Genomic DNA, 22,757 nt, shown 5'->3' on the forward strand with positions numbered 1-22,757 from the left:
GCCACGGAAAACCCGCAGCCGCCGGACGGGAGAATCCGGCACATGCTCAGGCGCAGGCGACACCGGCAAGGGGCTCCAGCGAGCGAACGGGCCGCACCCGCCCGACCTCCCGGCCACCCCCGAGCAGCGCCTCGCCCGCGAACTCGGTGAGCAGCTCCGGGTCGACACCCGCCCACGCAAGCGCCGCCGCAGCGACCGGCACCCGCGCCCGATTCGCCCCGTCGGCGATCTTCACCGCCACGGCCCGACCGTCCGGCAGCGCAGCGACCTGCACGCCCTCGAACCCGTCCTTGGTGAGCAGCCCGGGCACCGCCCGCATCAGCGCGGCGACGTCCCGGCCGGAGCCGGAGGCCATCTCGGCGTGCTCGCGCATCGCGTCGGCGACCCGGGCCTCGGGCGTGCCCGGCGCGGCGGTGGTGATCCGGGCGGCGGCCCGGGCGAGGCCGTGCAGGGACACGGAGAACAGGGGCGCCCCGCAGCCGTCCACGGTGACCCGGGCGATCCGCTGCCCGGTGAGGTCCTCGACGATCTCGGCGATGGCCTGCTGGAGCGGGTGGCCGGGGTCGAGGTAGTTCTCCAGGGGCCAGCCGTTGAGCATGCAGGTGTAGAGCATGGCCGCGTGCTTGCCGGAGCAGTTCTGGGCGAGCCGTGAGGGCAGCCGGCCCTCGCGCACCCAGGCGTCCCGGACGACCGGGTCGAACGGCATGTCCGGGACATTGCGCAGATGGTCCTCGGTGAGCCCGGCGAGGTCGAGGATGCGCCGGGCGCCGGCGAGGTGGCGTTCCTCGCCGGAGTGGCTGGCCGCGGTCAGCGACAGCAGCTCCCCGTCGAGCGGGAGTCCGGCCCGGGCCATGGCGACGGCCTGGACGGGCTTGAGCGCGGAACGCGGGTAGAAGGCGGCCTCGATGTCCCCGATCTGGAGCCGGACCTCTCCGCCGGCGTCGAGGACGACGACGGAGCCGTAGTGGATGCCTTCGACGATTCCGCCGCGTACGAGGTGGGCGACGGGGGCGTGGACGGGTTCACGGACATGGGGTGCGTCCGCGAGGGAACTGCTGTACATCACTGCCTGCTTCTCGTGGAGCGCGCGTGGGTCACGCGTCGGTTCCGGTGGTGGACTTGCGTGCGATTCGGCCGCGGATGGCGAACCAGCCGGCGACCAGGGCCCCGACGATCAGCGGCAGGCACAGCACGGTGGTGCGTCCCGCGCCGCCGTCGGCGTACATGAGGACCAGGACGGAGGCGAGGAACGCCAGCGTCACGATCTCGGTCCAGGGGGAGCCCGGCAGTCGGTAACCCGGGCGGGTCAGCTCGCCCCTCTGGGTCTTCTGCCAGAAGAGGAGGTGACAGATCATGATCATGCCCCAGGTGGCGAGGATGCCGATCGCGGCGAAGTTCAGCACGATCTCGAACGCCTCGGCGGGCACGACGAAGTTGAGGCCGACACCCAGGACGCAGATGCCGCTGGTGAGCAGGATGCCGCCGTAGGGGACCTGGCTGCGGCTCATCACGGAGGTGAATCTGGGCGCGGATCCGGCCATGGCCATGGAGCGCAGGATGCGGCCGGTGGAGTACAGGCCGGAGTTGAGGGAGGACATCGCGGCGGTGAGGACGACGAGGTTCATCACGCCGCCGGCCGCCGGGACGCCGATGTTGGACAGCACCGTCACGAAGGGGCTCTCGCCGGAGGTGTACTTGTTCCAGGGCAGCAGCATCGACAGCAGGACGACCGAGCCGACGTAGAACAGGGCCACGCGCCACATGATCGAGTTGATCGCCTTGGGCATGATCTTCTCGGGGTTCTCGGTCTCGCCGGCCGCGACGCCGACCAGTTCGACGGAGGCGTAGGCGAAGACGACGCCCTGGATGATCAGCAGCATGGGCAGCAGGCCGTGCGGGAAGACGCCGCCGTTGTCGCTGATCAGGGACGGGCCCGGGCTGTGGCCGTCGACCGGGTGCTGGGTGACCAGCAGGAAGATGCCGATGCACATGAAGAGCACCAGCGCGCCGACCTTGATGATCGCGAACCAGAACTCCAGCTCGCCGAAGATCTTCACCGAGATGAGGTTCACGGTGAGCACCACGGCCAGCGCGATCAGCGCGATGACCCACTGCGGGATGTCGGAGAACATGCCCCAGTAGTGGGTGTACGTGGCGACGGCGGTGATGTCGGCGATGCCGGTGGTCGCCCAGTTGAGGAAGTACATCCAGCCGGCGGTGTAGGCGCCCTTCTCCCCCATGAACTCACGGGCGTACGACACGAAGGCGCCGGAGGAGGGCCGGTACAGCACGAGTTCGCCGAGGGCGCGGACGACGAGGAAGGCGAAGAGGCCGCAGACCGCGTAGGCGAGGAAGAGGGAGGGGCCGGCGTCGGCGAGGCGGCCGCCGGCGCCGAGGAAGAGGCCGGTACCGATGGCGCCGCCGATGGCGATCATGTTGACGTGCCGGGACTTCAGGGACTTGCTGTAGCCCGCGTCTCCGGCGTCGACATGGGTGGAACGTTTCTGCACGCCTTCGTGCAGGGACTGCTCGCTCACGCCTCGGTTCCGCCTTCCGTGGGGGTGTCCGTGCGCGGGGAACGCACGATGTCGGTGAGGGTCGTCTCGACGCGGTCGAGGTGGTGGGCCATGGCCTCCACCGCGTCGTTCTCGGACCCGTCGATCAGGGCCTCGACGATCGCCCGGTGCTCGCGGTTGGACTGCTCGCGGCGGCCGCCCAGTTCGTTGAGGAAGGCGGACTGGCGGGCCAGCGCGTCCCGGATCTCCTCGATGACCCGGCGGAAGACCGGGTTCTGGGCGGCTTCGGCCACGGCCAGGTGGAACAGCGTGTCCATGGCGACCCAGGCGGTGGTGTCCGTCTCCCGTTCCATCCGGTCCAGGAGGTGGGCCAGGTGGTCGAGGTTCTCCGGGGTGCGGCGCCGGGCCGCGTACCCGGCGACCGGGATCTCGACGTGGCGGCGGACCTCCAGCAGGTCGCTGGCCGCGTAGTCGCCGAAGGTGGGGTCCTCGACGGTGCTGGCGACGACGAAGGTGCCCTTGCCGGTCCGGGACACGGTCAGGCCCATGGTCTGCAGCGCCCGCAGCGCCTCGCGCAGCACGGGCCGGGACACCTCCAGGGTGCGGCACAGCTCCGCCTCGGAGGGGAGCTTGTCGCCGATGGCGTACTCGCCGCGCTCGATGGCCCCGCGGAGATACGCCAGCACCGCTTCCATGGCACTGACGCGGCGCACGGGCTGTCCGGCTGTCCGGCTGTCTGACAGGTTCACGGGAGAGATCCTCCGGGCGACGGCCTCGCGCTGTCAAGGGCGGAAGCGCCCCGAGGGGCGCGGGGAACTGCGCGACCGGCCACAAAGGCGCCGCGGACGGACGACGGCGCCTCCCGGCCGAGCCCTCAGCTGTGGAGCACCCCCGCTCCAAGCAGCCCGAACAGCAGCACACCCACGACGACGCGGTAGATCACGAAGGCGTTGAAGGAGTGCTTGGCAACGAACTTCAGCAGCCAGGCGATGGAGGCGTACGCCACGACGAACGAGACGACCGTGCCGACGGCGAGGGGCGCCGCGCCCACCCCGGTGCCCAGGGCGTCCTTGAGCTCGTAGAGGCCGGCACCGGTGAGCGCGGGGATGCCGAGGAAGAAGGAGAGCCGGGTGGCGGCGACCCGGTCCAGGTCGAGCATGAGCGCCGTGGACATGGTGGCGCCGGAGCGGGAGAAGCCGGGGAAGAGCAGGGCGAGGATCTGGGAGCTGCCGACGAGCATCGCGTCCTTGAACGAGGTGTCGTCCTCGCCGCGCTTGTGCCGTCCCATCTGGTCCGCCGCCCACATCACGCCGCTGCCGGCGATCAGCGAGCCGGCCACCACCCACAGCGAGGCGAGCGGGCCCTCGATGAGCGGTTTGGCGGCGAGTCCGACCGCGACGATCGGGATGGTGGCGCAGATGACCCACCAGGCGAACTTGTAGTCGTGGTGGTACCGCTCCTCGCGGTGGCGCAGGCCGCGCCCCCAGGCCGAGACGATCCGCACGATGTCCTTGAAGAAGTACACGAGCACCGCGGCGATCGCGCCGACCTGGATGACGGCCGAGAACCCGACGACGGCGTTGTCGTCGACGGGGATGCCCATGAGCCCTTCGACGATCTTCAGATGGCCGGTGGAGGAGACGGGCAGGAACTCGGTCACCCCCTCGACGGCTCCGAGGACGACGGCCTGAGCGACGCTGATGACACTCATGGGATCCAGTTCTGCTCACGGGGGGCGGGCGCGGAGGGGACAGTCTTACTACACGAGGGCGAGGACGGCTCTCACGTTCACACCCCGCGCCGGCCTCTCACAGACGCGCGAGCGCGACCCCCGCGCAGGCCGCCGCGAGTCCGGCCGCCACACTCGCCGCCACGTTGACGGCGGCATGGAGGCGGGCCCCCGTCTCCGCCAGCCGCAGCGTCTCGTAGGAGAACGTCGAGTACGTCGTCAGGGCCCCGCACAGGCCGGTGCCGAGCAGCAGCTGGACCTGGGTGGCGGCGCCGGTGAGCAGGCCGAGGACCAGGCAGCCGGTGATGTTCACCGTGAAGGTGCCCCAGGGGAAGACCGAGTCGTGCCGGGACTGGACCGCCCGGTCGGTGAGGTAGCGGAGCGGGGCGCCGACCATCGCGCCGCCGATGACCAGCAGCCAGTTCACAACGACTTCTTACCCTTCCTGCCCGTTCTGCCGGGATCGTCCTCCCAGCCGGTGTACCGGATGACCTCGCACGCGTCGAGGGTCACCAGCCCCTCCCCGACCAGCTCGTCGAGCTGCGGCAGGAACGCCCGGACGCGCGGCTCGGTGTCCACGATCACGACGGCGACCGGCAGGTCCTCGCTCAGGGACAGCAGCCGCGAGGTGTGGATCAGCGAGGAGGCGCCGAAGCCCTCGACGCCCCGGAAGACGCTGGCACCCGCGAGGCCGGCCGCGTGGGCGCGGTGGACGATCTCCGAGGAGAGGGGCTTGTGGTGCCAGGTGTCGCTCTCGCCGACGAAGACGGTCAGGCGCAGGGCACTGCCGGTCAGCCGCGTCATGGCTGCCTCCACTTCAGGGCGCGGCGGGTCGACCAGGCCGCGAGCCACACCGCTGTGAGCGCCGCGAGCGGGGTCGCGGCGAGGTAGGCCAGGCCGGTGCGGAGATGGCCGCCGTCGGCCAGCTTCTGGATGTCGACGGCGTAGGTCGAGAAGGTCGTGAACCCTCCGAGGACGCCGGTGCCGAAGAAGGGGCGTACCAGGCGGTGGGCGGCCCTGACCTCGGTGATGACCACCATGAGGACGCCGATCACGGCACAGCCGGCGACGTTGACCCAGAAGGTCGTCCAGGGGAAGCCGCCCGGGTGCGCGGGCCACCACAGGGACGCCGCGTAGCGGGCCGTGGCCCCCACTCCCCCGCCGAGCGCCACGGCCGTGACGACGGGCCCCTGGCCGTGCCAGAAGGCCGGACGCGGAGGGGAGTCCTGCACGCGGAGGCTGTCAGGGGTGGTCATGGTGGTACGTCTCCTACTCGCCGGCGCCCGGGATCGTGCGGGCGCGTGCCGTCGCAAGTAGGGACCGTTGGCGGCGTCGTTGCCGCGGTTCGGGTACGGCGGGCCCCACCGCCGCGCCGCGAGCGGTATCGCGGCCGGGCTTCAGGTTAACCCCCGGGGCGGGCCCGGGTCACTCGGGGGCCGGTGGCTCGCAGACCGCCACGCCCGGCTCCTGGAGGCTGCCCAGGACGAGGTGGCCGTCGGCCTCGCAGACGCTGGTGACCATGCGGTAGCCGGAGTGGCGGCGGGCGAGGTGGTGGACGACGCGGCCCTCGTCGTCGAAGGCCAGGACGGCGATCGTGCCGGTGGGGCGGAACGGGGCGCGTACGGCCACGCGGGCGGCGGCGCGGCGGACCGCGGGGCCGGTGCGGTGGAGCAGGTCGAGGGGTGGGACGCGGGGCCCCGCCAGCGCGACCCAGACCGGCCCGTCGGGTCCGCCGCGCCAGAGGTTGTCGGGCATGCCCGGGAGGTTCTCGGCGAAGGGCTCGCTCTGCCCGGCCTGCGGTCCGGTGAGCCGGTAGCGGACGAGCCGGCGGGCGCCGGTCTCGGCGACGACGAGGAAGGACTCGTCGGCGCCGGCGGCGAGCCCGTTGGCGAACTGGAGGCCGTCCAGCACCACCTCGGGGGTGTCGCCGCCGGGTGCCAGGCGCAGCAGCCGTCCCGTCCCGATGTGCTCGACGATGTCGCCGATCCAGTGTTCCAGGGGGTGGCGGCGGCTGGAGACGGTGAAGTAGACACTGCCGTCGGAGAGGGCCACCACGTTGCTGCAGAACCGCAGCCGCTCCCCCGCCACCGAGTCGGCGAGGACCCGGACCGTGCCGTCGCCGGTGCCGACGCGCAGCAGTCCGCGTTCGGCGTCGCACACCAACAGGTCGCCGTCCGGGAGGAGTTCGAGGCCGAGCGGCCTGCCGCCGGTCTCGGCGATCAGCTCGGCGCGGGCGGCGACCGGGTCCGCCAGGCCGTCGAGCCGCAGGATGCGGCCGTCCGCCAGGCCGGTCAGCACGCGGCCGCGTGGGTCGGCGATCACGTCCTCGGGGCCGTGGCCCACCGCGACGTAGTGGCGTGGGACGAGTGCCGTGGGACGGTCCATCGCGCGTGTGTCCTTCACCGTCGGGGGAGTTGCCGCCGTACCGGGTCGCCTACCAGCCCTTTTCAAACATCCGGGCGACCTCGGCGATCCGCACGTCGTCGCGGTGGTAGTGCACGCGGCCCCCGGACCGGCTGGTGCGCAGCATGCCGGTGGCTTCGAGCAGCCGGAGGTGGGTGACGGCGACCGGGCGGGGCATCGAGAACCGCTCGGCGACGGCGTCCGCGGTCACTCCGTCGGCGGCGGTCCCGGGTTCCTTCAGCCAGGCCAGGATCCTCAGCCGCGTCTCGTCCGTGGGAGTCCTCAGCATGTCGTGCCCCTGCCTCGCGGCTTCGTCCTCTTACCGCGTCTTCCCACTGTCTCGCAGTCGAAGCGCCGCGTACGGCAGTTCCGTATCGTTGACCGATACGGAACTGCCGTACCTCACAGAGGAGTTCGAGCCGGAGGCAGGGGCAGCGGGAGGGGGCACGGCGGGCCGTGCCCCCTCCCCCGCGCTCAGCGGTGGCGGAACCAGGACATCGACGCGAGCGCCCGGTCGTCGTATCCGAACAGCGCCTGGTTCTCCCAGCCGTTGCCGGAGGACGCGTCGGTCGGGTCCCAGCCGTTGCCGGTCACCGCCGTCCAGGTGGCCTCCCAGTAGAAGATGCCCAGGCCGCGGCCGTTCGGGACGGCCTCCACGATGCTCATCATGTCGTTCATCCACCGGGTCTGGCCGGCCACGCTCGCCGGATAGCCGGGGACCAGCTCGCCACTGGTGTCGATGATGTTCTCGTGGGAGTCCTCGCTGTCGAGGCGGAACGGGTAGGCGGTCTCGGCGACGAAGACCGGCTTGCCGTAGCGGGAGGCCGCGTCGTCGAGCGTCGTCTGGAAGTCGGCCAGGGTGCCGTGCCAGTAGCCGTAGAACGACAGGCCGATCGCGTCGAACTTCACGCCGTTGGAGCGCGCGCTGTCGAACCACCAGCGGGTACCGGTCAGGTCACCGCCCTTGGCGAGGTGCAGGGCGACGGTGGTGGACGAGTTGACCGCCTTGACGGCGTCGTAGCCGGAGTTGAGCAGGCCGGCCAGCTGCGTCCAGTTGGAGGTGGATCCCTCGTTCCACAGCATGCCGCCGTTGATCTCGTTGCCGACCTGGACCATGTCGGCGGTGGTGCCCTGCGCCTTCAGGGCGTTCAGCACGTCGTACGTGTGGTTGTACACGTCGGTCTTCAGTTGACTGTACGAGTGTCCGGCCCAGGCGGCGGGCTTGTCCTGGCGGCCCGGGTCGGCCCAGAAGTCCGAGTAGTGGAAGTCGACCAGCAGCTTCATGCCCTGCGCCTTGACGCGCTTGGCGGCGGCCAGGACGCGGGCCTTGTTGTTGTAGCCGTCGGCCGGGTTCACCCACACCTTGAGGCGCGCGTAGTTCATGCCGGACGACTTCAGGATCGCGAGGGCGTCGCCGGACGTGCCGGAGCTGTTCCGGTAGACACCGTCCTTGGCCTCGCTCTTGGGCAGGGACGAGACGTCGGCGCCCTTGATCGACGTACCGGACGTGCCAGAGGCGAAGGTCAGGTCGTCAACGTTGATCCAGTTGGCCGCGTTCGCGTCACTGTTGATGCTGATCGTGCACTGGTTGTTGGTCACATTGACCGGCACGACGATCCGGATCCACCCACTGGCCGAGACCGGCAGGTCGGTGCGCTGCTCGGCGCCGCCGCAGTTCTTCAGCGCTATGTACGCGGAGTTCTGCCCGCCGCCGGAGCGCACCCAGGCGGTGAGCTTGTAGTTCCCGTTGGTGAGTCCGGAGAGGTACTGGTACGTCTCCACCTTGTAGGCGGTGGAGGCCCAGTGGCTCAGGCGGTAGCTCCCGGCGTGGCCGCCGGACTCGACGTACGAGGCGCCGGTGTCGCCGTACTCGGACCAGCCGCCCGGTACGGCCGCGCCGGCGCCATTGGACTCGAAGCCGCCGTTGGTCAGCGTGCTCGCGGCGTGGGCGGAGGTGGCGGGCAGGGCGGTGAGGGCGAGACCTGCGGCGAGCGGGAGCAGCAGGGCCCTGAGGGTGCGTCTGGGATGGAACATCGTCGTCCGTCGTCCCTTCGACGTCGGGGATGGGGGCGCCCCTCGCCCACAACCAGGTGAGGGGAGAGCCCTCCGCCCGCGGCTCGTGGCTCGCGCGGGCGGAGGGAGTCGGTTCAGCCGTCGAGCCGGACGACCCGGACGGCTCCGGCCGGGACCGCCAGGCGGCCCGCGGCGCGTTCGCCGGTCAGCAGCTCGGTGCCGGGGGCCTCCAGCGGCACCTTGGCGTCCGAGCCGGTGTGGTTGACGGCGAACAGGTAGGTGCCCGACTCGCCGGTGCGGCGGACCACTTCGACGTCCCGGGGCAGGTCGGCGCGCGGGGCCAGCCGGGCGTCCTCGGCCGCCCAGCCGAGCAGCGCGTCGAGGCCGTCGGTGCCGAGGCGGGTGGAGACGTACCAGGCGGTGCCCTCGCCGAGGCGGTGCCGGGTGACGGCGGGCCGCCCGGCGGTCAGGCCGTCGGCATACGTCAGAACGGTGTCGGCGCCGCGCGGCACCACGAACTCCGTCCACACGTCGGCGTCCAGCTCGGAGCCCTCGGGGCCGGTGACCCGCACCCGTTCGCCGGGCAGCAGCGGGGAGAACTCCTCGACCGTGAGGCCGAGGACGTCCCGCAGCGCGCCCGGGTAGGCGCCCTCGTGGACGGCGTCGTGCTCGTCGACGATGCCGGAGAAGTAGGAGACGACCAGTGTGCCGCCGTTCTCGACGTACGCCTTCAGGTTGCGCCCGGCCGCCTCCGTCATCAGGTACAGCGCCGGTACGACGACAAGGGGATACCTCGACAAGTCGGCTTCCGGGTGGGCGAAGTCGACAGTGAGGTGGCGGTCGTAGAGGGCCTCGTAGAAGGCGTCGGCGCGCTCGCGGGCGTCGTGGTCCTCGCTGGGGCGCCAGTCGAGGTTCTGCGCCCACCAGGAGTGCCAGTCCCACAGCACGGCCACGTCGGCCTCGGTGCGGGTGCCGCGGATCTCGCCCAAGGTGTCGAGGGCCGCGCCGAGTTCGACGACCTCGCGCCAGACGCGGGTGTCGGTACCGCCGTGCGGGAGCATCGCCGAGTGGAACTTCTCGGCGCCGCGCCGGGACTGGCGCCACTGGAAGAACAGGGCGCCCTCGGAGCCGCGCGCCACGTGAGTGAGGGAGTTGCGGGCCATCTGCCCGGGGGCCTTGGCGGGGTTGCGGGGCTGCCAGTTGACGCCGGAGGTGGAGTGCTCCAGCAGCAGCCAGGGGGCGCCGCCCGCGACGGAGCGGGTGAGGTCCGCGGCCATGGCGAGGTTGACGTGGGTGCGGCGGCCGTCGGTGATCAGGTAGTGGTCGTTGGTGACGAGGTCGACCTCGCGGCCCCAGGCCCAGTAGTCGACGGAGTCGCACTGGCTCAGCGCCGTCATGAAGTTGGTGGTGACGGGGACGCCCGGCGCGAGGCGGTGCAGGATGTCCCGCTCCATACGGAAGTTCTCGCGCATGGTGGCGTCGGCGAACCGCTTGTAGTCCAGTGCCTGGCTCGGGTTGACGGCCGTGGGTGTGCGGCGGGGCGGGTTGATCTGATCGAGGTCCGTGTAGCGCTGGCCCCAGAAGGCGGTGCCCCAGGCCTCGTTGACGGCGTCGACGGTGCCGTACGTGGTCGCCAGCCAGCGGCGGAAGTGCGCGGCGCACCCGTCGCAGTAGCAGGCCGAGACGGGGACGCCGTACTCGTTGTGCACGTGCCACATGGCCAGGGCCGGGTGGCCGCCGTAGCGCTCGGCGAGCTGCGTGGTGATCGTGGCCGCGGCCGTGCGGTAGTCGGCGTTGCTGTGGCAGATGGCCGCGCGGGAGCCGAACTCGTGGCGCACGCCCTCGGCCGTCACGGGCAGCGCCTCGGGGTGGGCGCGGTAGAACCACACCGGCGGGCACACCGTGGGGGTGCCGAGGTCGACGCGGATGCCGTTGTCGTGCAGCAGGTCCAGCAGCCGGTCGAGCCAGCCGAAGTCGTACACCCCGGGTGAGGGCTCCAGCAGCGCCCACGAGAAGATGCCGACGCTCACCATGGTGACGCCGGCCTCCCGCATCAGCCGGACGTCCTCCTGCCAGACGCTTTCCGGCCACTGCTCGGGGTTGTAGTCCCCACCGAAGGCGAGCCCGGTGAGGCCCGTGGGGGTGGTCTCCGGCATGGATGGTCTCCCGGTCGATCGCGATTGAATGGGAACGTGCACACACAGCGGCGCAGTGCGGAGCCCAACATAACCGCACAGCAACAACCATTGACAAGTGTCCGGGATGTTTCTCTACTGTGAACGCTCACAGAAGCATGGCAGGTCCTCGCAGCAGGCGGGGACCCCAGGTCAGGGGAGAGATCCATGCCGTACGCGAAGCGCCGCCGCCTCGTGACATCCGCCGTCGCCCTCACGCTCGGCGCCACCACCCTCGCCGCCTGCGGCTCGGACTCCGGGGACAGCGAGACCGAGTCCGGCCCGGTCTCGCTGACGTACTGGACCTGGACGCCCGGCATGGACAAGGTCGTGGACCTGTGGAACAAGGGGCCGGGCAAGAAGGACCAGATCACCGTCACGGTGAAGAAGCAGGCGTCCGGTGACACCCTCGTCACCAAGATCCTCACCTCGCACAAGGCGGGCAAGGCGCCCGACCTGGTGCAGGCGGAGTACCAGGCGCTGCCCACGCTGGTCAGCAACGACGCCCTGGCGGACATATCGAAGACCGTGGGCGAGGCGAAGGACAGGTTCGCCGACGGCGTCTGGCAGCAGACGACACTGGGCACGGACGCCGTGTACGCGGTCCCGCAGGACATCGGGCCGATGATGTTCTACTACCGCGAGGACCTGTTCAAGGAGTACGGCCTGACCGTGCCGACGACCTGGGACGAGTTCGCCGAGACCGCCCGCAAGCTGAAGAAGGCGGCTCCCGACAAGGACCTCACGACCTTCTCCGCCAACGACTCCGGCCTCTTCGCCGGCCTGGCCCAGCAGGCCGGCGCGAAGTGGTGGACGACCTCCGGCGACCAGTGGAAGGTCGCCATCGACGACGCGGCCACGCAGAAGGTCGCCAAGTTCTGGGGCGGCCTCGTCGAGGAGGGCGCCATCGACAACCAGCCGATGTACACCCCGGCCTGGAACAAGGCGATCAACACCGGCAAGCAGATCGCCTGGGTCAGCGCCGTGTGGGCGCCGGGCACGCTGACCACGGCGGCCCCCGACACCAAGGGCAAGTGGGCCATGGCCCCGCTCCCCCAGTGGTCCGCGAGCGAGAACCGCACCGGCAGCTGGGGCGGCTCCTCCACCGCCGTCACCACGGACTCCAAGCACCAGGAGGCCGCCGCCAAGTTCGCCACCTGGCTGAACACCGACAGCGACGCCCTCAACGCACTGGCCAAGGAGAGCGGCATCTACCCGGCCGCCAAGAACGCCCAGACCAGCGGCGCCTTCCTCAAGCCGCCGGCCTACTTCTCCAACCAGGCCGACTTCTACACCAAGGCCGCCGACATCGCGGAGACCACCGCCCCGTCCGCCTGGGGCCCGAACGTGAACGTCGCCTACACGACCTTCAAGGACGCCTTCGGCGCCGCCGCGAAGAACAAGTCGGACTTCGGCGCCGCGCTGAAGAAGATGCAGGCCGACACCGTCGCCGACATGAAGAAGCAGGGCTTCGAGGTCGCGGAGTGAAAAGCACGGCACGCCGGCAGTCGTACGGGGTCAAGGGGGCCCCGTACGCCCACCCGTCTCCCACCACCACCCTCAAACGAGCGCGAAGCGCCCCCTATTTTTTCCTTCTCCCCGCAACGGTCCTGTTCGCACTGTTCTTCGCGCTGCCCATCGGCTACGCGCTCTGGCTCAGCCTCCACAAGGTGAAGGTCTCCGGCCTGGGCCTCGGCTCCGGCGCCCGCAAGGAGGTCTGGGCCGGCCTGGAGAACTACACCGACGCCCTCTCCGACAGCGAACTGCTGCACGGCACCCTGCGCGTGCTGGGCTACGGCTGCATCGTCGTCCCGGTGATGCTGGGCCTGGCCCTGCTGTTCGCGCTGATGCTCGACTCGGAGAAGGTGCGGCTCGCGCCCTTCACCCGGCTCGCGATCTTCCTGCCGTACGCCATCCCCGGTGTGGTGGCGGCCCTGCTGTGGGGCTTCCTGTACCTGCCGGACGTCAGCCCCTTCTACTTCGTGCTCGACCGGCTGGGGCTGCCGCAGCCGGACCTGCTGGACGGCGGGCCGCTCTACCTGGCCCTGTCGAACATCGCCGTGTGGGGCGGCACCGGCTTCAACATGATCGTCATCTACACCTCGCTCCAGGCGATCCCGGCGGAGGTGTACGAGGCGGCGAAGCTGGACGGCGCCACTCCGTTGCAGATCGCCCTGCGGATCAAGATCCCGATGGTGGCGCCCTCGCTGGTGCTGACGTTCTTCTTCTCGATCATCGCCACGCTCCAGGTGTTCAACGAGCCCACCACCCTCAAGCCGCTCACCAACTCCGTGTCCACGACGTGGAGTCCGCTGATGAAGGTGCACCGGGACGCCTTCGGCGAGGGTGACATCTACGGGGCCGCCGCACAGGCCGTGATCATCGCCTTCGCCACGCTCCTGCTGTCCTTCGGCTTCCTGCGAGCCGCGAACCGTCGTCAGAAGCAGGAGGCAGCTCGATGAGTTCCCTTGCCGTTTCCCAGGCCGAGCCGGTGGCGGGCGCCGCGCCCGGCACCGACCAGAGCCGCCCGCCGCTGCGCCGCCGGATCGCCCTGATCCCGACGGCCACGCTGCTCCTGGGCGCGATCTACTGCCTGCTGCCGGTGGCCTGGGTGGTCATCGCGGCCACCAAGTCCGGCCGTGAGCTGTTCTCCACGTTCACGTTCCTGCCCGGCACGGGCTTCGTCGAGAACGTCCAGGACCTGAGCGCCTACCGCGACGGCGTCTACTGGGAGTGGATGGGCAACTCCGCGCTGTACGCCGTGCTCGGCGCGCTGCTGTCGACCTGCGTGTCCGCGGTCAGCGGCTACGCGCTGGCGATCTACCGCTTCCGCGGCCGCGAGACGATCTTCAACGTGCTGCTCGCGGGTGTGCTGATGCCGCCGGTGATCCTGGCCATCCCGCAGTACCTGCTGCTGGCGAAGACCGACCTCACCGACTCCTACCTGTCGGTGCTGCTGCCGCAGATCCTCTTCCCGTACGGCGTCTACCTCGCGCGGATCTACGCCGCCGCCGCGGTGCCCGCCGACGTGGTGGAGGCCGGACGCATGGACGGGGCGAGCGAATGGCGGATCTTCACGCGGATCGCGCTGCCGATGATGATCCCCGGCATGGTGACGGTGTTCCTCTTCCAGTTCGTGGCGATCTGGAACAACTTCCTGCTGCCGTACATCATGCTCAGCGACGACGAGAAGTTCCCGATCACGCTCGGCCTGTTCACCTTGCTGGAGCAGGGCGCCAACACCCCGGCGCTCTACACGCTGGTGATCACCGGCGCCTTCCTGGCGGTGCTCCCGCTGGTCGCCCTCTTCCTGGTCATCCAGCGGTTCTGGAGTCTGGATCTGCTCTCCGGAGCCGTAAAGTCATGACCATGAACGCTGCGGGGGGCAGGCGCAGGCCGCCCACGATCCACGACGTGGCGCGCGAGGCGGGGGTCTCGCGCGGCACCGTCTCGCGCGTGCTCAACGGCGGCCACTACGTCAGCCCGGCCGCCCAGGAGGCGGTCAACGCGGCGATCCGCAAGACGGGTTACGTCGTCAACCGGCATGCCCGTTCCCTGATCACCGGCCGGTCCGACTCGATCGGCTTCCTGCTCACCGAGCCGCAGGAGCGGTTCTTCGAGGACCCCAACTTCAACGTCCTGCTGCGCGGCTGCACCCAGGCGCTGGCCGCGCACGACATCCCGCTGCTGCTGATGCTGGCGGGCACCGAGGACGAACGGCGGCGCATCACGCGGTACATCACCGCCGGGCACGTCGACGGGGTGCTGCTGGTCTCCAGCCACTCCGGCGACCCGGTCGCCGAGCAGCTGCGCGGGGCCGGTGTGCCGCTGGTCGCGTGCGGCAAGCCGATCGGGCTGGGCTCGAAGGTGAGTTACGTGGCCGCCGACGACCGGGACGGCGCCCGTGACATGGTGCGCCATCTGCTGTCGCTCGGGCGGCGCCGGGTGGGCATGGTGACCGGTCCGCTGGACACGCCCGGCGGTGTCGAGCGGCTCGCCGGTTACAAGGAGGTGCTCGCGGAGGCGGGCCTGGAGCTCGACGAGCGGCTCGTCGTCTCCGGCGACTACACCCGGGCCAGCGGCGAGGCGGGCGCCGAGCGGCTGCTGGCACAGGCCCCGGACATGGACGCGGTGTTCGTCGCCTCGGACCTGATGGCGCAGGGGGTGCTGGCGGCTCTCCAGCGGGAGGGGCGGCGCGTGCCGGAGGACGTCGCGGTCGGCGGCTTCGACGACTCACCGGCCGCGCTCGCCTCCCGCCCCGAGCTCACGACCATCCGGCAGCCCTGGGACCGCATCAGCGCGGAGATGGTGCGGGTGCTGCTGGCGCAGATCGGGGGCGAGGACCCGGCGGCGGTGATACTGCCGACGGAGCTGGTGAAACGGGAGTCGACGTAGGGGGTGCGTTCGCTGGCCAGGCTCCGCCTTGCCGGCGATCTCGGGGCGGGGCCGGGTCCTCGCCGACCTGCCGCTTCTCGGCCGTGCAGCGCGCAGGGGGCATTGCATGCACGGTCATGTACCCCGCAACCGGTGTTACCGTGCACATATGGCAGCGAAAACGGCCGGTGCGCGGCTCGAGGAACGGTGGCGGCACATCCTGTCGGCGCACGCGCGCACGATGTGCGAGATCGACCGGGCGCTGCATCCGTACGGCCTGGGCGCGTCCGATTTCGAGGTCCTGGACATGCTCGCGACCGCGGCGCCCGAGGAGGGCGAGCAGTGCCGGGTGCAGAACCTGGTCGGGCGGGTGCATCTGAGCCAGAGCGCGCTGTCGCGGCTGATCGCCCGGCTGGAGAAGGACGGGCTGGTGACACGCTCCGTGTGCATGGAGGACCGGCGCGGTGTGTGGGTCGCCCTGACGGCCAAGGGGCGTGACCTGCACGCCGAGGTACTGCCGCTCCAGCGGGCCGCGCTGGCCCGGACCCTGGGCGAGTAGGCCGCCCAGGCCCGGACCGGGTCGGTCGCCCTACGGACGTGCCAGCAGGGTGCGCACTCCCTCCGAGGTGAGCGTCAGGCGGTGCTCCGAGCTGCCGTCGATGGTGAGCGACAGGTCGTCGGCCGGCCACTGCGCGGCGAGGGCGCCGAGCGGGACCAGACGGTAGCGGGACACGAACGGCAGCAGCCCGGCCATCTCCATCTCGGAGGTGAACACGGGCACCACCGGCTCGCCGCCCGGCTGCTCCAGCACGGGCAGCGCCACCGCCGAGGGGTTGGCGGCGTCGGCGTCGTTCGCGTCGTCGGGCACGGGGATGAGCACGTCGCTGTTGGCGAGCGCGTCCAGAGCCGCCGCGTCCTCGGTGTTCTCGGCGAGGACGTCCAGAGCCCGCTGGGCGGGCGTGGGCGTGGGGTCGTTTGCGGGTGTCTCCATGGCAGATTCCCTGGTAGCGGCGGTCGTGCGGCCTGCCCGGGGCCAGATCCGCCCCGGACGCGGTCCTGCTCGCGTACCCGATCGGGCCCGGGGCAATCCTGGTGGATCTTCGAGGATCGGGGGCGAGGGAAGACCTACCCGGGCAGGGGGCGGGGAGGTCCGAGGAGCCGGCAGGGCAGCGGACGCTCGGTCACCTCGCCGGTTCCGTCCGCTTCCACCCGGTACACCCCGGCCTGCCGCACCCGGGTGACGGTCTCCGTCAAGGCACCGTCCGTGAAGAGCGCCCCGGCTCCGTCCTCCACCGCCCAGCCTGCCGGCAGCTTCCCCGCCGCCACGGCCGCACGGTAGGAGGGACGGCGGCCCGGTTCACTGTCGTAGTGCGGGCAGACCGAGCCGGACAGCAGGCCCAGGCCGTCGGAGAGGTGCGTCAGCGGCCCGAAGGAGTCGGTGTGCGAGCCCTCGGCCCAGCAGTTGGCGCCTGCACTGATGCCGCACAGCAGGGTGCCCCGGTCGTAGGCCTCGCGCAGCAGCCGGTCCACGCCGTGGGCGCGCCAGACGGCGAGGAGGTTGGCCGTGTTGCCGCCGCCCACGTACACGACGTCTTGGGCGAGCAGGAAGGAGCGCAGGGCCTCGTCGTCCAGCTCGCGGCGGAACAGGTGCAGGACGGAGGGCTCGCAGTCGGGGCGCGCCGCGCACACCGTGCGGAAGCGGTCGACGTACGCCGGCGCGTCTCCGCTGGCCGTCGGCACGAAGCACACCTTGGGCCGGGACGTGCCCGCCCGGGCCAGCACCCAGTCGTCCAGCAGCCCGTCGTCGTCGGTGGAAAAGCCGCCGCCGAGGAGGGCGAGGCGCTTCGGGGGTGCGACGGCCACGGCGGTGCCTTTCCAAAGGGGGCGGGTGGGGAGAACGGTGCCGGGCCCGGCACCTGGGCGCAATCGAATTGAGTGCGGCCACGAGCCGCCGCAGCAGCATCTCCGCAGTGGCCGACGGCTCCAGACGGTGTGCCAGGACAGGAGGGCCGTCTGCGAGCGCGGTCGGCGCAAGTATCTCCGCGGTCTCTCATCCGCCTTGTCGGGGGATGTTGACGGGCGCCATGTTACCGGTAACATCACGGATGCTTCAGCCGTACGCGACTGTGTCCCCCCTGCCCACCCCGCGTGGGCCGTCATCCGGAGCCCGCGTGACCGACCAGCAGACCGCACAGCGCGCTGTCCCCTTGACCCCAACGTCCGTCCCGGTCTTCAGCGGGGCCGCTGTGGTCGCCTCCTGCGTGGGCTTCGTGCTCATCGGTGCGCTGCAGGCCCTGTACGGGCCCGCCGTGCCCGCCTTCCGGGAGGAGTTCGGGCTCTCCCCGTCCGCCGCCGGGCTGGCGCTCAGCGCCCACTTCGTGGGCGGTGTGGCCGGTGTGCTGCTGTTCGACCGGGTCTACGGCCGGGTCGGCAACCGGCCGATCCTCGGCTGCTCCTACCTGCTGATGGCCGTGGGCGCGGCGGGCTTCGCGCTCGCGCCGCACTGGCCCACCGCCCTGGCGGCGGCCCTGCTCGCCGGGCTCGGCTTCGGCGGCATCGACTACGGCCTCAACCAGCTGTTCGCCGCGGGCTTCGGCCACCGTTCGACCGCGATGCTGAACATCCTCAACGCCCACTTCGGCATCGGCGCCGTCCTCGGCCCCGCCCTGATCGGCGCGGTCGGCTCGGAGCACTACCCGGCCGTCTTCCTCGGGTTCGCCCTCGCCAACCTGCCGCTGCTGCTGTGCCTGCGGGGCGTGCGGAACGACCCGCCCGTCCCGGCGGGCGGCGAGACCGGCACCGGTTCCGTCCTGGGCCGGAGCCTCGGCTCGGTGCTCGCGGTCTTCGTCGCGCTGTACGTGCTGCACGTCGGCGTCGAGGCGGGTGTCGGCGGCTGGGAGCCCACGCATCTGGAGACCGTCGGCTACAGCGCGGGCGTCGCGGCCACCGCCACCTCCGTGTACTGGCTGATGATGACCGTCGGCCGCTTCCTGGTGGCTCCGCTCGCGCTGCGCTTCTCCGCCCAGGCCATCATCACCGTGTCGTGCGCCGGCATGACGGTGTGTCTGCTGGCCGCGACCGTGCCGGCGCTGGCGCCGTACGCGTACGCCGGTGTCGGCCTGTTCATCGCGCCGATCTTCCCCACCGGGCTGCCCTGGCTGAACCGGGCCGCCCCGGGGGCACGGAGGGCCGGTGCCCTGGTCATCGCGGCCTCCATGGCCGGCGGTGTCGCCGCCGGGCCGGCCCTGGGCAAGGCCATCGAGTGGTCCGGGATCCGCGCGGTGCCGCTGCTGCTGTGCGCGGTCTCGGCGCTCTGCCTGGCCGCCACGCTCTGGCTGATCCGTGCCACCCGTTCCCACTGACTCCCCCGTCTCCCGAAGGGAAGCCTCCGCATGCCCGCTCTGACGACGACGTCCGACGGATTCCTGCTGCACGGCGAGCCGTTCCGGATCATCTCCGGCGCGCTGCACTACTTCCGTGTCCATCCCGACCTGTGGTCCGACCGGTTGCGCAAGGCGCGGCTGATGGGCCTCAACACGGTGGAGACGTACATCCCGTGGAACCACCACCAGCCGGATCCCGACGGCCCCCTGGTCCTCGACGGCCTCCTCGACCTGCCGCGGTTCCTCGGGCTCGCCCGGGACGAGGGCCTGCACATGCTGCTGCGTCCCGGGCCGTTCATCTGCGCCGAGTGGGACGGCGGGGGCCTGCCCGACTGGCTGACCGGCGACCCGGACATCCGGCTGCGCAGCAGTGATCCCCGCTTCACCGGTGCCGTCGACCGCTACTTCGACCTGTTGCTGCCCGCGCTGAGGCCGCACCTGGCGGCAGCGGGCGGTCCGGTCATCGCGGTGCAGGTGGAGAACGAGTACGGGGCCTACGGCGACGACTCCGCGTATCTGAAGCACCTGGCCGACGCGTTCCGCTCCCGGGGCGTCGAGGAGCTGCTGTTCACCTGCGACCAGGCCGACCCCGAGCACCTGGCCTCGGGCACCCTGCCCGGCGTCCTGGCGGCGAGCACCTTCGGCAGCCGCGTCGAGCAGAGCCTCGCGCGGCTGCGCGAGCACCGACGCGAAGGCCCGCTGTTCTGCGCCGAGTTCTGGATCGGCTGGTTCGACCACTGGGGCGGGCCGCACCACGTCCGGGACGCGGCCGACGCCGCCGCCGACCTGGACCGGCTGCTGTCCGCCGGGGCGTCCGTGAACCTCTACATGTTCCACGGCGGCACCAACTTCGGCTTCACCAACGGCGCCAACCACAAGCACGCCTACACGCCCACGATCACGTCGTACGACTACGACGCCGCGCTCACCGAGTGCGGTGACCCGGGTCCGAAGTACCACGCCTTCCGCGAGGTCATCGCCCGCCACGCCTCCGTACCGGACGAGCCCGTCCCGGCGCCGGGCCCGAAACTTCCGCCCACCGAGGTCGAGTTGAGCGGCCGGGCGGCCCTGATGCCGCTGGCCGGGGCGCCCGTGCGCGCCGACGTCCCGCTCACCATGGACGCGCTCGGGCAGCGCACCGGCTACGCGCTCTACCGCACCACGCTCCCGGCCGGCGGCGACGGCCTGCTGCACTTCGCCGGTGGTGTCGGCGACCGCGCCCTGGTCTTCGTCGACGGTGCCCCCGCCGGTGTGCTGGAGCGCGAACGGCATGACGAGACGCTGCCCGTGCGGGTGCCGCGCCCCGGCGCGACGCTGGAGGTCCTCGTCGAGAACATGGGCGGCGTCAACTACGGGCCTCGCATCGGTGCGCCCAAGGGCCTGCTCGGGCCCGTCTCCTTCGACGGCACCGCCCTGCGGGACTGGGACTGCCACCCGCTGCCGCTGGACGACCTGGACGCGGTGCCGTTCGCCCCGGCCGGCGAGACGGCGGTCACCGTACCGGCCTTCCACCGCGGCACCTTCGAGGTCGACGCGCCCGCCGACGCCTTCCTCGCCCTGCCCGGCTGGACGAAGGGCCAGGCCTGGGTCAACGGCTTCCACCTGGGCCGCTACTGGAACCGGGGCCCGCAGCGCACGCTGTACGTCCCCGGCCCCGTGCTGCGCCCGGGCAGCAACGAGCTGGTCCTGCTGGAGCTGCACGGCACGACGGCCGCCCGCGCGCAGCTCACCGACACCCCTGACCTCGGCCCGGAGAACACCTGGTGAAGCACTTCTTGCGCGTTCCCGCGCCCGCCGCTCCCCCGCTGACCGGCCACCTGCCCTTCACGGACGCGCCCGGCGTCCCCGACCCGATCGGGATCACCAGCCGCTGGCTCACCCGGGGCGGCCGGCCCTGGTTCCCGGTCTCCGGCGAGTTCCACTACTCCCGCTACCCGCACGGTCAGTGGGAGGAGGAACTGCTGAAGATGAAGGCGGGCGGGGTGACCGCCGTAGCCTCCTACGTCATCTGGATCCATCACGAGGAGACCGAGGGCCGGGTCCGCTTCGACGGCGACCGCGACCTCAGGCGGTTCGCCGAACTGTGCGCCCGCCACGGCCTGGACTTCATCCCGCGCATCGGCCCCTGGTCGCATGCCGAGGTCCGCAACGGGGGCCTGCCCGACTGGCTCCTGGCCCGCGCCTGCACGCCGCGCACCGACGACCCGGCCTATCTGGAGCCCGTCCGCACCTGGTTCACGGCGATCGCCGGGCAGTTGCGCGGTCTGGACCGGGCGAGCGGCGGCCCGATCGTCGCGATCCAGATCGAGAACGAGCTGTACGACCAGCCGGGCCACCTGCGCACGCTGAAGCGCCTGGCCCAGGAGGCCGGGCTGCGCGCGCCGCTGTGGACGTCGACCGCCTGGGGCGGCGTGCAGCTCCCCGGCGACGAGCTGCTCCCGCTGTACGGCGGGTACCCCGAGGCGTTCTGGACGGAGGCGGACGGCGGCTGGCCCGACACCTGCCGCAAGCACTTCTTCTTCACCCATGAACGGGACGACGAGGGCATCGGCGCCGATCTGCGGCCCACGACCGTGCGCGGCGCCGACCCGGCTCCGACGGACCGGTTCCCCTGGGCCACCTGCGAGCTGGGCGGCGGCATGGCGGTGGCGTACCACCGGCGGCCCCGGGTGGAGGCCGCCGACATCGCCGCGCTCGGGCTCACCAAGATCGGCTGCGGTTCGGTGTGGCAGGGCTACTACATGTTCCACGGGGGCACGAATCCGGCCGGCGAGTCGACGACCCTCCAGGAGTCGCACGCCACCGGCTACCCCAACGACCTGCCGGTCCTGACGTACGACTTCCAGGCCCCGCTCGGTGAGTACGGCCAGGTGCGGCCCTCGTACCACGAACTGCGCCTCCAGCATCTGCTGCTGGCCGGCTTCGGGCACCTGATCGCGCCCATGGAGTCCGTGCTGCCCGAGCGGCGGCCGACGGGACAGCACGACCGGGACACCCTGCGCTGGGCCGTCCGCGGCGACGGCGGCGCGGGCTTCCTCTTCGTGACCAACCACCAGCCGCACGAGCCGCTGCCGGACCACCCGGACACGACGTTCACGGTCGAGTTCCCGGAGACACCCGCGCTGACGCTGCCGAGCACTCCCGTCACGGTGCCCTCCGGCGCCTCCTTCTGCTGGCCGCTGCGGCTGGACGTGGCCGGTGTGCGGCTGGAGTGGGCCACCGCGCAGCCGGTGTGCACGGTCGAGGCGGGCGGGCGTACCGTCCTGGTGCTGGCCGCCACCGACGGCATCGCGCCCGAACTCGCCTTGGACGCCGACACGGTGGCCTCCGTCGCGGCGCCGTCCGGGGAGGTCACGCCGGTCGCCGGCCGGGTCCTGGTCAGCGGGCTGCGGCCGGGCACCGACGCGCTGGTCGAGGTGGACGCGGCCGACGGTTCACGCGTCGGCCTGCTGGTGCTGGACGCGGCGACGGCCCGTACCGTCTACCGGGGTCCGGCCTGGGGAGCCGAGCGGCTGGTGCTGTGCGAGGACGGCGTCGTCTTCGACGGGGACGAGGTACGGCTGCACAGCCCCGCCGCCGAGCCCTCGTTCGCGGTGCTGCCCGCACCGGACTCCGCCGTGGTGGTGGAGGGCCGGCGGGTGCGGGAGGAGGCGGACGGCGTGTTCACCCGCTGCACGATCGAGGCCGGGCCCCTCCCGGACACCGCCGCGACCGTCACGGCCGTCAGGCCCGCCGGTCCGGCCCCCGAGCCCGTGACCGGGGTGCTGGGCCGGGCGAGTGTGCCCGCGGACAAGCAGGTCGAGGCGCTGGCCGCCGAGTACCAGGTCGACGTACCGGAGGACCTGCTGCGGGCACCCGCCGGTGTGCTGCTGCGGCTGCGCTGGACGGGCGACCTGGCACGGGCCTACGTGGGGGACGTCCTGGTCGCCGACCAGTTCTACTCGGGCCGGGTCTGGGACATCGGCCTGGACCGGCTGCCCGCCGGGGAGCTGCGGGCGCGGGGTCTGCTGCTGAAGGTGCTGCCGCTGGCCGCGGACGCGCCGGTGCATGTGCCGGGGCAGGTGGGGGACGCGTGGCGGGCGGCCGGGGTGCGGGACGCCCGGTGGGTGGTCACCCGCACGTGGGCGGTGCGGACGGGCTGAGGCCCGGTGGCTTTCGAAGGGCC

Annotated in this window: 21 protein-coding genes; 8 read left to right on the forward strand and 13 right to left on the reverse strand. The window is 71.7% G+C overall.

What is annotated here, in order from left to right:
- Positions 1-46: 46 nt before the first annotated feature.
- The 11 genes from IE255_RS36035 to IE255_RS36085 form a co-directional block, all read right to left on the reverse strand.
- On the reverse strand, positions 47-1,063 hold the full coding sequence (locus IE255_RS36035) for an asparaginase (RefSeq protein WP_190054626.1): 1,017 nt from the start codon (positions 1,061-1,063) through the stop codon (positions 47-49).
- A 31-nt stretch (positions 1,064-1,094) separates the two neighbouring features.
- The gene (locus IE255_RS36040; RefSeq protein ID WP_190054627.1) at positions 1,095-2,537 is read right to left on the reverse strand and encodes an amino acid permease; all 1,443 of its coding nucleotides are present in this window, start codon (positions 2,535-2,537) and stop codon (positions 1,095-1,097) included.
- Positions 2,534-3,211 (reverse strand): FadR/GntR family transcriptional regulator, encoded by a 678-nt coding sequence (locus IE255_RS36045; RefSeq protein WP_190054664.1) that lies wholly within the window; start codon positions 3,209-3,211, stop codon positions 2,534-2,536. The genes IE255_RS36040 and IE255_RS36045 overlap by 4 nt, the downstream gene beginning before the upstream one ends.
- Positions 3,212-3,390: 179 nt before the next feature.
- Complete coding sequence (locus tag IE255_RS36050; RefSeq protein ID WP_190054628.1) at positions 3,391-4,227, reverse strand: undecaprenyl-diphosphate phosphatase; 837 nt, start codon at positions 4,225-4,227, stop codon at positions 3,391-3,393.
- A gap of 97 nt (positions 4,228-4,324) precedes the next feature.
- Positions 4,325-4,672, reverse strand: a complete 348-nt coding sequence (crcB, locus tag IE255_RS36055) for a fluoride efflux transporter CrcB (protein WP_190054629.1) — start codon at positions 4,670-4,672, stop codon at positions 4,325-4,327.
- Positions 4,669-5,049, reverse strand: coding sequence for a DUF190 domain-containing protein (locus tag IE255_RS36060; RefSeq protein WP_190054630.1), 381 nt, complete (start codon positions 5,047-5,049; stop codon positions 4,669-4,671). The genes crcB (IE255_RS36055) and IE255_RS36060 overlap by 4 nt, the downstream gene beginning before the upstream one ends.
- Entirely contained in the window at positions 5,046-5,501 is a 456-nt protein-coding gene (gene crcB / locus IE255_RS36065; protein WP_190054631.1) for a fluoride efflux transporter CrcB, read from the reverse strand. Before crcB (IE255_RS36065) ends, IE255_RS36060 begins: the two co-directional genes overlap by 4 nt.
- A gap of 169 nt (positions 5,502-5,670) precedes the next feature.
- Positions 5,671-6,630 (reverse strand): SMP-30/gluconolactonase/LRE family protein, encoded by a 960-nt coding sequence (locus IE255_RS36070; RefSeq protein WP_190054632.1) that lies wholly within the window; start codon positions 6,628-6,630, stop codon positions 5,671-5,673.
- Positions 6,631-6,679: 49 nt separating this feature from the next.
- Positions 6,680-6,937: an ArsR/SmtB family transcription factor gene (locus IE255_RS36075; protein WP_190054633.1), complete on the reverse strand. Its 258-nt coding sequence runs from the start codon at positions 6,935-6,937 to the stop codon at positions 6,680-6,682.
- Positions 6,938-7,122: 185 nt separating this feature from the next.
- Positions 7,123-8,682: a glycoside hydrolase family 53 protein gene (locus IE255_RS36080; protein WP_190054634.1), complete on the reverse strand. Its 1,560-nt coding sequence runs from the start codon at positions 8,680-8,682 to the stop codon at positions 7,123-7,125.
- 113 nt (positions 8,683-8,795) lie between these two features.
- Positions 8,796-10,817 carry a beta-galactosidase gene (locus tag IE255_RS36085; RefSeq protein WP_190054635.1) on the reverse strand — a complete coding sequence of 674 codons (2,022 nt, stop codon included), beginning with the start codon at positions 10,815-10,817 and terminating at the stop codon, positions 8,796-8,798.
- Between the two features lie 186 nt (positions 10,818-11,003).
- Here IE255_RS36085 and IE255_RS36090 point away from each other — a divergent pair, with 186 nt between their 5' ends.
- From IE255_RS36090 to IE255_RS36110, 5 genes are all read left to right on the forward strand, one after another.
- Complete coding sequence (locus IE255_RS36090) at positions 11,004-12,323, forward strand: ABC transporter substrate-binding protein (protein ID WP_190054636.1); 1,320 nt, start codon at positions 11,004-11,006, stop codon at positions 12,321-12,323.
- The gene (locus IE255_RS36095) at positions 12,320-13,297 is read left to right on the forward strand and encodes a carbohydrate ABC transporter permease (RefSeq protein ID WP_190054637.1); all 978 of its coding nucleotides are present in this window, start codon (positions 12,320-12,322) and stop codon (positions 13,295-13,297) included. Before IE255_RS36090 ends, IE255_RS36095 begins: the two co-directional genes overlap by 4 nt.
- Positions 13,294-14,202 carry a carbohydrate ABC transporter permease gene (locus tag IE255_RS36100; RefSeq protein ID WP_190054638.1) on the forward strand — a complete coding sequence of 303 codons (909 nt, stop codon included), beginning with the start codon at positions 13,294-13,296 and terminating at the stop codon, positions 14,200-14,202. The genes IE255_RS36095 and IE255_RS36100 overlap by 4 nt, the downstream gene beginning before the upstream one ends.
- Positions 14,199-15,230, forward strand: a complete 1,032-nt coding sequence (locus IE255_RS36105; RefSeq protein ID WP_190054639.1) for a LacI family DNA-binding transcriptional regulator — start codon at positions 14,199-14,201, stop codon at positions 15,228-15,230. The genes IE255_RS36100 and IE255_RS36105 overlap by 4 nt, the downstream gene beginning before the upstream one ends.
- Positions 15,231-15,378: 148 nt before the next feature.
- Positions 15,379-15,768: a MarR family winged helix-turn-helix transcriptional regulator gene (locus IE255_RS36110; RefSeq protein WP_190054640.1), complete on the forward strand. Its 390-nt coding sequence runs from the start codon at positions 15,379-15,381 to the stop codon at positions 15,766-15,768.
- 30 nt (positions 15,769-15,798) lie between these two features.
- Here IE255_RS36110 and IE255_RS36115 read toward each other — a convergent pair whose 3' ends face one another.
- On the reverse strand, positions 15,799-16,200 hold the full coding sequence (locus tag IE255_RS36115; RefSeq protein WP_190054641.1) for an SseB family protein: 402 nt from the start codon (positions 16,198-16,200) through the stop codon (positions 15,799-15,801).
- A 134-nt stretch (positions 16,201-16,334) separates the two neighbouring features.
- Positions 16,335-17,072, reverse strand: a complete 738-nt coding sequence (locus tag IE255_RS36120; RefSeq protein WP_190054642.1) for a Type 1 glutamine amidotransferase-like domain-containing protein — start codon at positions 17,070-17,072, stop codon at positions 16,335-16,337.
- Positions 17,073-17,314: 242 nt separating this feature from the next.
- Between IE255_RS36120 and IE255_RS36125 the strand changes: the two genes are divergently transcribed.
- Genes IE255_RS36125 through IE255_RS36135 form a run of 3 tightly spaced genes read left to right on the forward strand, consistent with a single transcriptional unit; the run spans position 17,315 to position 22,734 of the window.
- Positions 17,315-18,571 (forward strand): MFS transporter, encoded by a 1,257-nt coding sequence (locus IE255_RS36125; RefSeq protein ID WP_372487630.1) that lies wholly within the window; start codon positions 17,315-17,317, stop codon positions 18,569-18,571.
- Between the two features lie 30 nt (positions 18,572-18,601).
- Positions 18,602-20,359 (forward strand): glycoside hydrolase family 35 protein, encoded by a 1,758-nt coding sequence (locus IE255_RS36130; RefSeq protein WP_190054644.1) that lies wholly within the window; start codon positions 18,602-18,604, stop codon positions 20,357-20,359.
- Positions 20,353-22,734 (forward strand): beta-galactosidase, encoded by a 2,382-nt coding sequence (locus IE255_RS36135; protein ID WP_190054665.1) that lies wholly within the window; start codon positions 20,353-20,355, stop codon positions 22,732-22,734. The genes IE255_RS36130 and IE255_RS36135 overlap by 7 nt, the downstream gene beginning before the upstream one ends.
- Positions 22,735-22,757 lie beyond the last annotated feature (23 nt).

Source organism: Streptomyces lomondensis, from assembly GCF_014651035.1.
Classification (GTDB): domain Bacteria; phylum Actinomycetota; class Actinomycetes; order Streptomycetales; family Streptomycetaceae; genus Streptomyces; species Streptomyces lomondensis.

Excerpts from the sequence above, each read along its gene's own strand:
- IE255_RS36035 (WP_190054626.1), bottom strand. The coding sequence starts at position 1,063 with ATGTACAGCAGTTCCCTCGCGGACGCACCCCATGTCCGTGAACCCGTC.
- IE255_RS36045 (WP_190054664.1), bottom strand. The coding sequence starts at position 3,211 with ATGGAAGCGGTGCTGGCGTATCTCCGCGGGGCCATCGAGCGCGGCGAG.
- IE255_RS36050 (WP_190054628.1), bottom strand. The coding sequence starts at position 4,227 with ATGAGTGTCATCAGCGTCGCTCAGGCCGTCGTCCTCGGAGCCGTCGAG.
- IE255_RS36060 (WP_190054630.1), bottom strand. The coding sequence starts at position 5,049 with ATGACGCGGCTGACCGGCAGTGCCCTGCGCCTGACCGTCTTCGTCGGC.
- crcB (WP_190054631.1), bottom strand. The coding sequence starts at position 5,501 with ATGACCACCCCTGACAGCCTCCGCGTGCAGGACTCCCCTCCGCGTCCG.
- IE255_RS36070 (WP_190054632.1), bottom strand. The coding sequence starts at position 6,630 with ATGGACCGTCCCACGGCACTCGTCCCACGCCACTACGTCGCGGTGGGC.
- IE255_RS36075 (WP_190054633.1), bottom strand. The coding sequence starts at position 6,937 with ATGCTGAGGACTCCCACGGACGAGACGCGGCTGAGGATCCTGGCCTGG.
- IE255_RS36080 (WP_190054634.1), bottom strand. The coding sequence starts at position 8,682 with ATGTTCCATCCCAGACGCACCCTCAGGGCCCTGCTGCTCCCGCTCGCC.
- IE255_RS36085 (WP_190054635.1), bottom strand. The coding sequence starts at position 10,817 with ATGCCGGAGACCACCCCCACGGGCCTCACCGGGCTCGCCTTCGGTGGG.
- IE255_RS36090 (WP_190054636.1), top strand. The coding sequence starts at position 11,004 with ATGCCGTACGCGAAGCGCCGCCGCCTCGTGACATCCGCCGTCGCCCTC.
- IE255_RS36100 (WP_190054638.1), top strand. The coding sequence starts at position 13,294 with ATGAGTTCCCTTGCCGTTTCCCAGGCCGAGCCGGTGGCGGGCGCCGCG.
- IE255_RS36105 (WP_190054639.1), top strand. The coding sequence starts at position 14,199 with ATGACCATGAACGCTGCGGGGGGCAGGCGCAGGCCGCCCACGATCCAC.
- IE255_RS36110 (WP_190054640.1), top strand. The coding sequence starts at position 15,379 with ATGGCAGCGAAAACGGCCGGTGCGCGGCTCGAGGAACGGTGGCGGCAC.
- IE255_RS36115 (WP_190054641.1), bottom strand. The coding sequence starts at position 16,200 with ATGGAGACACCCGCAAACGACCCCACGCCCACGCCCGCCCAGCGGGCT.
- IE255_RS36125 (WP_372487630.1), top strand. The coding sequence starts at position 17,315 with ATGCTTCAGCCGTACGCGACTGTGTCCCCCCTGCCCACCCCGCGTGGG.
- IE255_RS36130 (WP_190054644.1), top strand. The coding sequence starts at position 18,602 with ATGCCCGCTCTGACGACGACGTCCGACGGATTCCTGCTGCACGGCGAG.